This window comes from Lentibacillus saliphilus (assembly GCF_019093865.1).
In the GTDB taxonomy this organism is placed as follows: domain Bacteria; phylum Bacillota; class Bacilli; order Bacillales; family Amphibacillaceae; genus Lentibacillus_B; species Lentibacillus_B saliphilus.
This window is the reverse complement of record NZ_JABJXD010000014.1, coordinates 19,711-33,090: the sequence shown is the minus strand read 5'-3', so window position 1 is coordinate 33,090 and position 13,380 is coordinate 19,711. Positions and strand designations below refer to the sequence as shown.

Genomic DNA, 13,380 nt, shown 5'->3' with positions numbered 1-13,380 from the left:
ATCTTCACCTCCTAGACATTTCACCATCACCTATGCGCCGATCAAAAACTTAATTAAATAAGCAACACCGATACCAAGATAATTCCCCAGAACCATGCCGAGGACACCGAGTACAACTGCAAGACTAACAAGTGCTTTCCATTTTGATGACGCTGCGACGAGTGCGGACGTTGAACCATCCGCGATTGATGCCACGATGGAAATAATCACATATTGATATTCAATCTTGAACAAACGACACAACACAGCGTGCAATAATAAAGATAAAACGATGATAACGAGACAAAATAGGGCAATTGCCAAAGTAGATCCAACAAAATCTTTAATATTAACCATGTAGCCAATAATCGTTAGGAAAAACAGGGCGACGAATAAACCGAGATCCATACTGCCTTTCAGTTTTTTAACTGGGCCAAGCTGTGCTACGACAATTGCCAGCGTCGTAATTAACAAAATACGTGCCGCACTTTGGAAGGAATCTGGGAAATACCCTGCCAAAAATGTTGCAATTGCTGTAATACCAAAGCCAATGCCGAAGTTCCACGCAATATCCTTAATGCTCCATGTTTTACTTTCTAAAAATGCATCATCATCGTTTTCTTTTCCACCTTCAAGCTCAACAGCTGATAATGAATATGGCCAAATTCTTTTAAACCATGCTGATCGTGCTGCAATTGTTGGGAAGGCGAACATCAGAATCAGCGTCGGAATACCGATTACATAGTCTGCAGCATTCGCAGCGGCAAACGTTGTTGGTAAAGCATCTAGTCCATAACCGATCGCGGTTAGATTTGAACTACCACCCGTATATGTCCCAATAAACATACCTGCAATTTTCCAGCCTTCTTCAATATGAGGGGCAAACAGGACACCCGCTGCAAGCGTTACAACACTGACACTCAGTGCAGCCAATACAACGGCAATAATTGGTTTTTTCGAAAGCTGTAGCATAAGCTTTAAATCAACACTTAAGAGCATCATAGAAATAGATAATGGGATGGCGTAGTTTGCCACAACACCATATACCTCTGCTCCAAAAGGAACGATTTTCAAATTGGCCAATACAATACTAATTAAAATAACGATAAGTGCTGGGCCAAGTGTTTTGAATCCTTTGAAGCGTTGTAAATAAAATCCTAATGCGACCGTTAAAGACATAATAGCCAAAAGGCTTTCGGTACTCGTGAATAATGCATCCATGTAAAATGCCTCCCTTGATGTGTATTGAATCTTTATGGTGAATATTAAGAAATTTTAATGTTAAAAAATGTATGGACCTTAAAAAATAATGGTCATGTATACAAACATCTCTTCCTTCAAAAAAGCTTTAAGGATAACATGATTGACTTTAAATAGATTGGCCGTTTGCTTAAAATAGAAAGCTCTCTCTATTAAGTGACTAGCTCCGCAAATTTAGATAGCTCTATCATCAGATGCCCTTTCAAATTTGGGTGACGCTTTTTCTTATATGAATAACGCTTCATCTAAGAATCATAATTAAAAATCAAGCTCAATCCCAAGCCCAGGATTGTTCGGTAACGTGATTATGCCATTGTCCAGCTCTAACCCACCCTTGACTCCAGGATCTTTCACATACATAAAGCTGTCCATATCGGCTTCAGTAATATTTCGTTTCGCTGCAACGAGACTTGCGCCAGCTGTGATGCCGATTTTACTCTCAAGCATGCAACCAACCATACAATGCAAGCCTGCTGCTTCTGCTATGGCATTGATCTGTTCGGCACGAAATAGTCCGCCAGATTTCATCAACTTAATATTAATGACATCAGCTGCATGCTTTTTAACGACTTTTAAAGCATCGACTGGGGAATGGACGCTTTCGTCAGCCATTACCGGTATGGTAACTTTGTTTCTCACATAAGCCATGCCTTCAATGTCCCAATCTGGAAGGGGCTGTTCAACAGCTTCAACACCGTATGCTTCAACAGCTTGCATGACTCTGACTGCCTCTGCAGCTGTCCAGCCTTGGTTCGCATCCATACGTAAACGGACTTCTTCGCCAACAGCCTGTCTTATTAAGCGAATTACCTCAATGTCTTCAGTCGCATTGAGTCCTGCTTTTATTTTTAGAATTGAAAACCCTTGTGCAATTTTTTCCTTTGCTTCTGCTGCCATTTGTTCAGGTGTATCGATGCCAATGGTAATATCTGTTTCAAAAGACTGACTCCATCCGCCAAGCAATTGATACAACGGAACGCCAAAATACTTACCCTTCAAGTCATGGAGTGCAATGTCAATTGCTGCCTTCGCGCCTGTATTTCCGACAATCGTTTGATCCATAACTGCATGAATAGACTCGATATCAAGTGGGTTCATGCCAATGAGACGATCGCCTAACACACGTGCTACCATTTGCGCCGTCTGCATCGTTTCACCTGTTACGAATTCAAAGGGCGCGCCTTCACCTATACCAAAAACGCCTTCGTCTGTTTCAACTTTTACGAGTAACGTTTCGACATGCTCAATTGTTCCAAGTGCGACGGTGAATGGTTTATACAATTCCATTTTTAAGGTGTCAATCTTGATGCGTGTGATTTTCATGATGGCTTCCTCTCTTTCAAAAATTGAGAATATTTACTATATATTTCTCTGAATTAGACAAATTATATGACTGTGGAAATAGACTGTCAATACAGTTTTAATAAAAAAATTAGAAAAACGCTTTCATGAGTGCCTCCTTAATCCGCTCATGAAACCGTTTAACCTATATATATGTATAGGAATATTCAATAGGAATATGTCACCAAAATAAAACTATTCTGTTTTATTACAACTAAACATTGCGGCTTGATATTATATTGAAAACAAATAGAGCTGGCAATTGAATTACCAGCTCCTATCATTAGCACCATTTATTTTGTTGTGTCCAAGGGCGTCTTCCTGGCATTCCTCCAGGATTCTGACCTGGTGCCATTGCGCCGGCCACTTGATTTCCAGGTCCCATCATGGAACCTGGCCCCATTGCTGCGGGTCCAGTATTAGGCACTTCAAACGAACCACCGTATACATCCACCTCGTTCCATGTATTTTGAACTGAGGTTGAGTGTGGAAAGACATGTTTATTTTTAACAAGGTGATGGTTCATAATTGTCGTATGCGATGGATGAATATGCTCTACTTCACTTTCACTACAGCATTGTACACAATTGTGTTGCGTAGGATAAACGACGCGGCGCGGTCTATTGCCCATTCGTGGTCTCATTCCCATAATCATCGTCCCCTTTCTTTTATCGGTACACTAATAACCTATGGCAGATAACCATAACTTGTATATGGCAAATGTACCGGTTTAAAGAAAAAGATGATGACATTTAACTAAATGCTCGTTTTAATAATGGGACAATAAACCTTTTTTCATGGCAATACGCTCACAGTATAAGAAAAAGGCGAGCCCTAATGTGAAATAAACAACGGCATTTACAGCGAGAATTCCAAAATCTCCCCAACCAATCTGACTCAGTGTTGTGCCATTAATCATCACGTCGCGAATCAAATCAACGCCTTTAACAAATGGGAAATAAGCGAGTGCTGGCGCTACTGATAACGGCACAAACGTCAAGCCCGCTAATATAAATTGTAATATTTGTAAAAACGCTTGAATTTGTTTAACAATAATTGAAATACCGGCTACCATAAATCCGAGTCCAAACATACTAATTAAAGTTAAAATTAATATTGGCATAATCGCAACGAGGTCGACATTTAACCATTGATCCGCTGTCAGCATTGACAAATAAAGCAGCACGATGATGATAAAAAAGTTCAATGTCGTTGTCGCTAAAAGCCGCGAAACCATAATACGCCATAATCCCATCGGTGACATGCATAGCTGTTCAAGTGTCCCCCGCATCGCTTCATTCATGACAACAAAACCGATATCATTGACAACCATCATTGCCAAAAACCAAAAAATGTAATTCACGATGACAAATTGTGTGTTCACATCCTGCGCACTTGGATCACCAATAAATTGAATGCCCATAAACATACCGACAAACAAAATATAAAATGTAAACATCATAGCGAGTGTGTTTGGCAAATACCGTTTCAATTCGAGATATTCTTTTCGTGTATTCGCACGAAGCAAATTAAGCAGTTGCATGGGCCGACTCTCCTTTCACGATCTTCATAAAGATTTGTTCAAAATCAACCGTCTCGCGATCGATCCCTTCAATCTGAGCTTCGTTTAGTTTCAAAATATCGAACAGATCATACATTTTTGCGCCGTTTGAAAAATCGACCTGTATCGTAGATTGAATCGTCTCAGGCTGATACGTTGAATCGGGAAATACGTCTTGTAACAGCTTCCTCTGTTGGTCTGTTAACTGCCCATTGATGGTGATCGTGTAGGAGCGCGCAGCAAATAATTTAAGTAAATTCTCAACGCGATCATCGGTAACGATTTGGCCGTTGTTAATGATGACTGTCCGTTCACATAAGTCCTGAACAACCGCCATATCATGTGTACTAATGATAATCGTTCGGTTATGGTTCGCGACAATATCGCGTAGCAGCTCACGTACCTCGTAGCCGGTTTCAACATCTAATCCAAGTGTCGGCTCATCGAGTAAAATGACTTCACTGTCAGCGAGCATCGCCACTGCTATGGCAAGCTTTTGCTGCATGCCGCGAGATAGCCTATTAACGAGTTCATTCTCTTTTTCTTTTAAATTAAATTGCCCAAGAAGCTCTTCTACTCGCGCATGAACCTCTCGGCGAGAAAAGCCTCTATTTCCTGCAAAATAATCCAAGTTTTCCCTTACCGTTAATCTCCAATATAAATTGCGGTTACCTTCCAAGACAGCACTAATTTGTCTTAACGCATTAAGACGATGTTTTTGATTATCGATATCATTAATTCGAATCGTCCCTGAATCCGGCACTAACAAGCCACAAATCATTTTAATTGTCGTTGTCTTGCCCGCTCCGTTTGGTCCAAGCAGTCCAAGGATTTCACCACGATTCACTTTGAACGACACATCCTGTACCGCCTTGACGTATTCCTTTGACCGCCTCTTTTTGTATTGCTTATGCAACTGATTAACTTCAATAATTGCGTCCAACTTGCCATCTCCTTCCATTTTGTAGAACATCTAAGTTCATCTTAACTGTAAACTGAATCCTCTGCGACATGCCGGGGAAGTAAAATTTATCGGTCCTAAGGCGGAGGGGTGTGTCATATTAGCGGTTGATAAGCGGTTGATAATGAAAAACGCTTTGCACCTAGCGAAAGCGTTTTTCATCACTATTAAATCAGTCACTTCTATACCAATCTTTTAATCTTGCTAATCAATTTTCCCTCAATCAATCAAAGGCGTTGTTCTATTAAGCTGAGTGGTTCATTCTGATTTCCAGTCTAAATCCATTGCTTTAATCGTTTCCAATAGTTCATTATCTCCTTGAATTTCATATGGCGTGCCCTCAATCAGCATCTTCTTTTCATCAAACTTGATGACATACGGGGTATAACCAAATTCTATATTCAAGTAATAATAAGCATCCGGATCGATATCGAAGCCTTTTATCGGTTTCTTTTTTAATATCATTTCTGATGCCGCATTAATAATGTCAGCAATTACCTGTTGTTCCTTGATCGTTACAGTCATCAGCTCGAATTTATTCTCTACCTTATAATGGTCGAGCGTAGCAATACGTACTTCTTCATTCGGGGTTTCTTCATCCCACACCTTTTCAAACGGCACATCTCGCTGCTGGTATAGAAAAAAAACACCGACACCAACGAGCAAAAGGAGCAATATTGTATTCATGAACTTCACGTTAATCCCTCCCCCTTGGTCTTTATTTAGTGTTGTAAGCATTCCAACGCACATATATACAATATTTACCATATCACAAACAACGTAAAATTCTCAATATAAACATAATTATTTCGTCAATGAATCGTTTCTTTATAATTTAGTATAGATTGCTTTATGAAGAGGAGGGTTTCAACTTATCGTGAGGATATAAAAAAAGGGTTTTAGAGATATAAGACGATCACGTTGCATGAATAAACAAAAAACGCCTGTATCCGTAAAGATACAAGCGTTTTTAATATATGGAGCATAGCGGGCTCGAACCGCTGACCTCTTGCCTGCCAGGCAAGCGCTCTCCCAGCTGAGCTAATGCCCCGTGTTCATCTATTTTGACGACATGTATAATTATATATTGGTGTAGATGAATAGTCAAGAGCCTTTTGCGAACTCCTTTTTTATGAAACTTAGTAGGTTTTTCTTTTGATAATATTACCGCAGTCTTGATAACACTGAGCCACTCTCACTTATTGCGATTAAAACAAGGACCGTCTTCAACGACAGTATGGTATTCACCTGCTTCTCCCATGGGACAAACGTCCAGCTCTGCAATGTCATTCGCAAACGATGTGTCCACCAAGCGCCCAACCCAATGAGACGGTAGCTTTCTTTGATCAACTTTAATAACGCGCGCCTTAAAACCTTGTGAAATAAATTCATGCAACAATGGCAGGGCTTGATCTTCTGTCGTCCACAGTGGGTATCGTGCTTCAAGACCCGCTTTTTCAGCGAGCTTTTCTCCCCATTCACGGTGACCGTCTAAATAAATATCTCCAAACGCAATGGCATCGAGCTTGTACCTCTGTTTCAACTGTAACAAATGCTGCAAATAGTCGTCGTTATAGGACTCGAAATCTGTATAAACGAATGTCACTGGAATACCGAGGCGTTCGGCCTGCTGAATAACGTGTTCAGGTGCATCGCCATGTGCAACGGTTTTGTCGTCTTGTTTAAATACAGTTGTTACGAGACAAGCGACTTCGATACCTTGCTGCTTCAATTTGTATAGGGCAAAAGAGCTGTCTTTACCGCCGCTAAAGGATAAAGCTGTACGCTTCATAATTGATCACTCACTTTTCAGGATGGAGGTGCCTGGCACGCCCCCGATTGTATGAATTTACGCCTGCTCGTTCTCTACAATCAATCTCGCATTAGACGTGTTGATGTTATCATACAATGACATGGTCCACTTTACAATCAGAGAAATTGTTATAGATGGTAAAACTGACACGTATTTTCATAGATTTGTTCATAGGCATCGATCACATCAATATGTTTTAATGCTGCGATTGCCTTAATGGATTGGTGCATCATGTCGGGGTGGGTCATACTTTCTTCAAACGGACCGGTAAAAGGCCAAGGTCCATCGGTTTCCACTAAAATCTGCTTTAGAGGCATTTCCTTTACGATATGCTGAATCTCATTTTCATAAACCACATCCGGTGTAACAGAAATGACATACCCATTTTTAATTAGCCGCTGCACAATATGGTCTTCCCCTTTAAACCAATGAAAATGCGCTTTCGTGATGCCATAGTTCTCCATTAGATCACAGGTGACGTCCGCATCCTCATAAATTGCATGTAGAACGACCGGTTTATCGCATGCCGCAGCCTTCTGGACAAATCGTTCTAACACATCAATATATCCTTGTAAATCAAGATCCGGATTATCCTGACGTAAATAATACGGCAAACCGACCTCGCCAATTGCAACGATGTCACGTAAGCGTGAATCAATCAGTTCCATAAGTGCATTTAATTCGAGTTCATTTGGTAGTGCCTGCTCTGGATGATAGCCGATTGCTGGTTTGATACGGTTATCCGACTGGGCCAGCTTGAGTATCTGTCTTGATGATGCGAGGTGATTTGACACGGCGATTAATGCATCGACCTGCGCTTTCTCTAAATCGTTTAATATCGCTTGTCTTTCCTCATTCTCATACATATCGAGATGAATATGCGCATCAATGAGTCGTTTGGTCATCTGCATCACCCAGCTCTTTATATATTTGTTTTTTTAAGGCTAAGCATGTATCAGTTAAAAGCATCTCTCGGCGACGCGGGCGCTCGAAGGGAATGGTGAATTCAGCTTTAACCGCTGCAGGCTTGTCCGATAACACGACCACTCGATCAGATAATAATATCGCTTCTTCAATGTTATGCGTTACGAACAAAATTGAACGTCGGTCAGTTTGCCAAATGGATAACAGCCACAGCTGCATATCAAGTCGCGTCAATTCGTCCAGGGCTGAAAAAGGTTCATCAAGACATATGAGTGACTGGGGGCTAAGCAGGCTGCGAATAAATGCAACACGCTGCTTCATACCACCGGATAGCTCATGAGGATACGCCTGCTCATATTCTGAAAGTCCTGCCTTGGCAATCATTGCACGTGCTGCGGTTTCATCTGGTGTTCCATGAATTTCAGCACCGAGCAGCACATTATGCCAAACGGTCCGCCACGGAAATAACGCATGGGATTGTGGCATATAGCTGATCACACCTTTTTGCCCGGTGACCTGAAGGCCATCCAAATAAATATGCCCGTCATCTGGTTCAATTAAGCCGCCTATTACGTGAAACAAGGTGCTTTTCCCACTGCCTGATGGGCCGAGTACACTGACAAATTCACCTTCATCAACAGTAAGGGATACATTTTTTAATACTGATTGCTTGCCAAATGCTTTGGTAACAGCATCTACGACGAGTTTTCCCATACTAATCTCTTTCCTCTCGTTTCCATTTGACGACATGTTTTTCGATCAAAACAATTAAACCAAAGAATAATAGACTTAACATCATAACAAGGGCGATGGCGACAAATACGCGATCCGTACGAAACGAGGATGAGGCGAGCGTCATATAAACACCGATTCCCTTCTGAGCACCGAGCCATTCTGAAATCACAGCTCCCATCACACTGTATGTCGCCGATATTTTTAAACCGGAAAAAATATACGGCCACGCATTAGGCCATTCCAGCTTGAAAAACATTTGCCGCTTCGTCGCACCAGCCATTGCCATATAATGCTTTAAATCCCGATCCGTTTCGCGAAAGCCTTCTAATGCCGATACGGTTATCGGAAAGAAGCAAACGAGGGCGATGACGATTAATTTCGGGAGCATGCCAAAGCCGAACCAAATCACCAGTAAAGGCGCGAGCACAATGATTGGAATATTTTGCGATAAAATGAGAAGCGGATAAACAGCTTCTCGTAATGACGGGATTAGGTGCAGCCCTGTGGCCACACCTAATCCAATTGTTGTTCCAATCAAGAAGCCCGTAATCGTTAATTGTACGGTTGACGAGACGTGGTGCCCATAATCAGCCCACCCTGTCAGTCCGGTTTCAATGATTTGTAGCGGTGCAGGCAATAGCCAAGCCGGTATGGCGAAAGCCCGGCTCGCTAACTCCCATAGTAAAAGCAGCACGATGAGGACGATACCGGGTTTCACCGCCTTTTGCCAGCTTCCCAGCATCACCGATATTTCTCCGTCAACTTATTCATCGATACGCCATTGGCATTTTGATAAATTTTCACCTGCGATATAATACTGTCTACGCCCAGTTCATTCATCTTCGCGTGCATGCGTTCAATCACTTGGAGCAATGTTGATAAATCGCCTTCCATTGTCGTCTCCAGCGGATGGACCTCATAAGCAACACCTGACTGTGCGATCACTTCTATTGCGGCATCAACATATGGAATGACGTCTTGATCCTTTGTCTTCGGAATGATTTGAATGCTAACGAGTGCATCGTTCATGTGATCATCTCCTCCTTACTCTGGTAAAAATTCATTTGTAAAAGCTGCATCTGCGTCCAGCTCTTTTTCTAGTAAATCATGCTCAAACATCCAGCTTGCATAATTTTCCCACGTAGACAGCTTCTGCTCGCCCCAGCGCGGTGCATCGTCGGTATATTTCGGTGCGAGCCATTTCTGACTTGCTTTTACAAGGTCTGCATCAAGGTCAGGTACCTCTGCAATCAAAATGTCTGCTGCCTGTTCAGGATGATCAATCGCAAACTGATATCCTTTGGAAGCGGCTGCTAAAAAGGCTTTAATAACGTCTGGATTGTCTGCAATCATCTTCTCATTCGTCGTTAACACAGGTGTATAATAGTCTAGCTTCTCCGAGTAATCAGTGAGGTAGACCATGTTAAGCGCCTCACCACGGAGCTCAGCTTCAACACCGGTCCAACCGTAGAACACCCAGGCAAAATCGATATCACGTTGAACCGCTGTAAAGAAATCTGTATCACCCATGTTCACAATATCGACCTTTTCAACGTCAGCATCCTCCTGCTGCATCAATGAATCCAATACCGCTTTTTCCACTGGCGCACCCCAGCCGCCATATGTATGGCCTGCAAAATCAGCTGGTGATGTAATGCCTTTTTCCTTCGGTGAAGCAAATCCAGACGTGTTATGCTGGATCACGGCTGCAATGGAAACAATCGGAATGTCCTGTATGCGTGCTTCCGTGATGCTTTCCTGATAGCTGACACCGAATTCAGCTTTTCCCGATGCGACGAGCTGGTCAGCTCCTGCCTCACCTGGCAATATAATATCAACGTTCAGACCTTCATCAGCAAAATAGCCTTTTTCCTTAGCAACATACAACCCGGTATGGTTCGTGTTTGGCGTCCAGTCGAGCACAACTGAGATGTCTGTTGTCTCTGCTTTCGTGGCGTTATCATCGTTACCTGTCTGATCGTCGTTTTTCTCATTATTTGCGTCTTGCCCACACGCTGTTAGCATCAGCAAGACAACAGCTAATAAAACTAAAAATCGTGTTTTCATGAGTCATTCCCCCTATGTAAGTGTGTTACACCCTGTTGGGAACATCGTCTAGACTGAATCATTAATTGCATATGGACACACGTCATTTTGTAACAAGTAGGACTCTCTGTTAGTCACGCGTCACAATATCCTATTAAAAAATGCCCCGGATTAGAAACCCGGAGCACGCTAAAAAGTCCAATTTAAGCCGTGTTCCCTACGCTGGTCTCAGCCAGATCAGGTTCCAAGGGTCCGTATCTATCGGATACATCTCAACCAGCAACACTGGTACCCCCACAACAACAAAATGTATTAAATTATCATACAACTGTATTATGAAGCACATCCTATAAATTTTCAAGCTTTAGAGTGGCGCTTGTTTTTGGGCGTGCCTGTCAATTCCCGATATATGTCGAAATGAATCGCCGGTTGGAAGCCTTGAATCCTGTTGCTGTTGTCGATTAATTGATGTATAATTATAATAATTCACACGCACCTTGGAGCCGTGTCTAGGAGGCTGAACTTATGACATATAGAAGAATCGTCATGATCGTGTCATTAACAACCCTCTTACTGAGTGCGTGCTCTGCAAAGACATTTGATATTAATGAAACTGAGGTCAATGAGGTTAAAATTTCATATTTCACAGACTTTGGCAGTATAAATGGTGATGATCTTAGGAGCTTCCACAAAGAGGAAGATATAAAAGGTCTTGTTGCTGCCATCAATACGGCTAAACCGATAGACGGCGATGTCGATATGCCTGCTGGTGACTATAATGTGCTTGTGAACTTCGCTGATGATACATCAAAAGGCTTTCACCTTTGGATTTCCGAAGATGATTCAGTCGCAACCATCATGAAACTAGAAGATACTGCAACCGCCTATAAATTAACTAAAAGTGCAACAAATCGGATTCGATCGATATTATTTGATTGAATGTTGACGTGTCTAAAGCAGCTTAAAAAAGAACGTGATCAGGGGATGCAGCTTTAGTGTTTATCTAGTATTCTTCGACAAACGGGCCAGTTTGTGGAAAGTAATATGTTAAGGTTAAGTAAATAGACGGAGGGATATCATTGAAAAAATTTATTGTGTTTTCTATTAGTTTTTTAGTTTTATTTGTAGCATTTCAAGTAATATCTGGTTATTTTATAACACTTTTTTATACTCCAGATATGACAGATGCTTGGAGTCAAAGTGGAAGTTTATCTAGCAATGTTGTTATTAAAGGAAGTTCTACTTTTTCCCCTATCCTTTTAGCAATGCTTGCAGCAACAATTGCTTATTTTTCGCCTAAGATATTTATTAAAAAAAGTAGTAATTAAGTTACTGCAATCGGGCGCGGATGTTGCAGAAGCAGAATACCTACCTCTTGTAGGTATTTTTTCGCGTGTTTGAACACCCGTTACCGAATTTGTCCCCTTCCCAATTCTGTGCTAACGTTAATATAGCAACACGCTATTAAAATCAAAGGAGCCAGCCCTCATGTCAATTGATATCGCCCACATCCAATTACGACGGATGAGCATGCGCTTAAAGCACCCGTTTGCAACGAGCTTCGGCACCATTCAAGATAAAGATTTTTTCATTATCGAGGCCATTGATTCAGCCGGACGAACTGGCTACGGTGAGTCTGTCGCTTTTTCCTCCCCGTGGTATACCGAAGAAACAGTCGAAACGAATTTACATATGATGCAGGACTTTCTCATTCCACTTTTAAAAACAAATACGCTCGAGCATCCCGATGATATCTCCCGCCTTTTCGCACCGATACGACGTAACAACATGGCCAAGGCCGCTCTGGAAGGTGCTGTATGGGATTTATATGCGAAACAAAAAGGCATTAGTCTAGCAGCCGCTTTAGGTGGAACGAGATCCCACGTTGCGGTCGGTGTCAGCATAGGCATCCAGCCGTCAACTAATGCGTTATTGGCCAAAATTGACCAATATGTGCAAGCAGGCTATAAGCGGATTAAATTAAAAATCAAGCCCGGTCAGGATATCGAGATACTAACGACTGTACGGAACGCTTTTCCTAATATTATGCTGATGGCCGATGCCAATTCTGCTTACACTTTAGAGGACACACATCATTTACAGCAGCTTGATGAGCTTGATTTGCTCATGATTGAACAGCCTCTCGCGCATGATGACATCATTGATCATGCGACACTACAGACCGCTATAACAACGCCGATTTGTCTTGATGAAAGCATTCAGTCACTCACAGACGTTGAAAAAGCCCATCAGCTCGGGAGCTGTCGCATTATAAATGTTAAAAGCGGGCGTGTCGGAGGCTTGAGTGAATCCAAACGCATTCATGATTATTGCCAGAAACACCATATTCCTGTTTGGTGTGGCGGTATGCTCGAATCAGGGATTGGGCGGGCACATAACATTGCCCTTGCATCACTGCCGCAATTTACATTACCTGGCGACATATCAGGCTCAGCTCGATATTGGGAAAAGGATATCATCAATCCTGAAATTGTCGTGCAAGACGGCTATGTCACAGTGCCTGATGGACCCGGCATAGGGGTTTCAATAGATGAAACAGCGTTAAACACATATACGACAGAAATAAAATCATTTAGCATGGATCATAAAGCTTAAATACGGTAGTCAACTTTTATACATACTATATATGGACACGCACACAAAATGACACGATATATCGTATTAAAAATCAAAAAATACGCCACAGACAACTATATATGGTATACTAGTAGATGCATTTATATTTAATGAGGTTAACGC

General features: G+C 41.9%; 15 protein-coding genes, 1 tRNA gene and 1 riboswitch. Of the genes, 3 read left to right on the top strand and 13 right to left on the bottom strand.

Annotated features, from left to right (window positions below):
- Window positions 1–30 precede the first annotated feature (30 nt).
- From HPC67_RS14905 to HPC67_RS14845, 13 genes are all read right to left on the bottom strand, one after another.
- Window positions 31–1,200, bottom strand: coding sequence for a DUF819 family protein (locus HPC67_RS14905; RefSeq protein WP_217589536.1), 1,170 nt, complete (start codon window positions 1,198–1,200; stop codon window positions 31–33).
- Between the two features lie 297 nt (window positions 1,201–1,497).
- Entirely contained in the window at window positions 1,498–2,562 is a 1,065-nt protein-coding gene (locus HPC67_RS14900; protein ID WP_217589534.1) for a mandelate racemase/muconate lactonizing enzyme family protein, read from the bottom strand.
- 301 nt (window positions 2,563–2,863) lie between these two features.
- Entirely contained in the window at window positions 2,864–3,229 is a 366-nt protein-coding gene (locus tag HPC67_RS14895; RefSeq protein WP_217589532.1) for a spore coat protein, read from the bottom strand.
- A 120-nt stretch (window positions 3,230–3,349) separates the two neighbouring features.
- Complete coding sequence (locus HPC67_RS14890) at window positions 3,350–4,123, bottom strand: ABC transporter permease (RefSeq protein ID WP_217589524.1); 774 nt, start codon at window positions 4,121–4,123, stop codon at window positions 3,350–3,352.
- The gene (locus tag HPC67_RS14885; protein WP_343327857.1) at window positions 4,110–5,114 is read right to left on the bottom strand and encodes an ABC transporter ATP-binding protein; all 1,005 of its coding nucleotides are present in this window, start codon (window positions 5,112–5,114) and stop codon (window positions 4,110–4,112) included. Before HPC67_RS14885 ends, HPC67_RS14890 begins: the two co-directional genes overlap by 14 nt.
- Before the next feature lie 246 nt (window positions 5,115–5,360).
- Window positions 5,361–5,798 carry a hypothetical protein gene (locus HPC67_RS14880; protein WP_217589517.1) on the bottom strand — a complete coding sequence of 146 codons (438 nt, stop codon included), beginning with the start codon at window positions 5,796–5,798 and terminating at the stop codon, window positions 5,361–5,363.
- A 282-nt stretch (window positions 5,799–6,080) separates the two neighbouring features.
- Window positions 6,081–6,153: transfer RNA gene (locus HPC67_RS14875), tRNA-Ala, on the bottom strand.
- Between the two features lie 144 nt (window positions 6,154–6,297).
- Window positions 6,298–6,894: a Dph6-related ATP pyrophosphatase gene (locus HPC67_RS14870; RefSeq protein WP_246570175.1), complete on the bottom strand. Its 597-nt coding sequence runs from the start codon at window positions 6,892–6,894 to the stop codon at window positions 6,298–6,300.
- 149 nt (window positions 6,895–7,043) lie between these two features.
- Window positions 7,044–7,820, bottom strand: coding sequence for a TatD family hydrolase (locus HPC67_RS14865; protein ID WP_217589516.1), 777 nt, complete (start codon window positions 7,818–7,820; stop codon window positions 7,044–7,046).
- Window positions 7,801–8,553: an ABC transporter ATP-binding protein gene (locus HPC67_RS14860; RefSeq protein ID WP_217589515.1), complete on the bottom strand. Its 753-nt coding sequence runs from the start codon at window positions 8,551–8,553 to the stop codon at window positions 7,801–7,803. The genes HPC67_RS14865 and HPC67_RS14860 overlap by 20 nt, the downstream gene beginning before the upstream one ends.
- A gap of 1 nt (window position 8,554) precedes the next feature.
- Window positions 8,555–9,316, bottom strand: coding sequence for an ABC transporter permease (locus tag HPC67_RS14855; RefSeq protein ID WP_217589514.1), 762 nt, complete (start codon window positions 9,314–9,316; stop codon window positions 8,555–8,557).
- Window positions 9,316–9,603 (bottom strand): thiamine-binding protein, encoded by a 288-nt coding sequence (locus HPC67_RS14850; protein ID WP_217589513.1) that lies wholly within the window; start codon window positions 9,601–9,603, stop codon window positions 9,316–9,318. The genes HPC67_RS14855 and HPC67_RS14850 overlap by 1 nt, the downstream gene beginning before the upstream one ends.
- A gap of 15 nt (window positions 9,604–9,618) precedes the next feature.
- On the bottom strand, window positions 9,619–10,641 hold the full coding sequence (locus HPC67_RS14845) for an ABC transporter substrate-binding protein (RefSeq protein ID WP_217589512.1): 1,023 nt from the start codon (window positions 10,639–10,641) through the stop codon (window positions 9,619–9,621).
- Between the two features lie 174 nt (window positions 10,642–10,815).
- Window positions 10,816–10,926, bottom strand: a riboswitch (TPP riboswitch).
- 219 nt (window positions 10,927–11,145) lie between these two features.
- Between HPC67_RS14845 and HPC67_RS14840 the strand changes: the two genes are divergently transcribed.
- From HPC67_RS14840 to menC, 3 genes are all read left to right on the top strand, one after another.
- Entirely contained in the window at window positions 11,146–11,559 is a 414-nt protein-coding gene (locus HPC67_RS14840) for a YhfM domain-containing protein (RefSeq protein WP_217589511.1), read from the top strand.
- 140 nt (window positions 11,560–11,699) lie between these two features.
- A complete protein-coding gene (locus HPC67_RS14835; protein ID WP_217589509.1) occupies window positions 11,700–11,948 on the top strand; it encodes a hypothetical protein in 249 nt (82 codons plus the stop codon).
- A 160-nt stretch (window positions 11,949–12,108) separates the two neighbouring features.
- Window positions 12,109–13,236, top strand: coding sequence for an o-succinylbenzoate synthase (gene menC, locus HPC67_RS14830; protein WP_217589507.1), 1,128 nt, complete (start codon window positions 12,109–12,111; stop codon window positions 13,234–13,236).
- The last annotated feature ends 144 nt before the right edge of the window (window positions 13,237–13,380 follow it).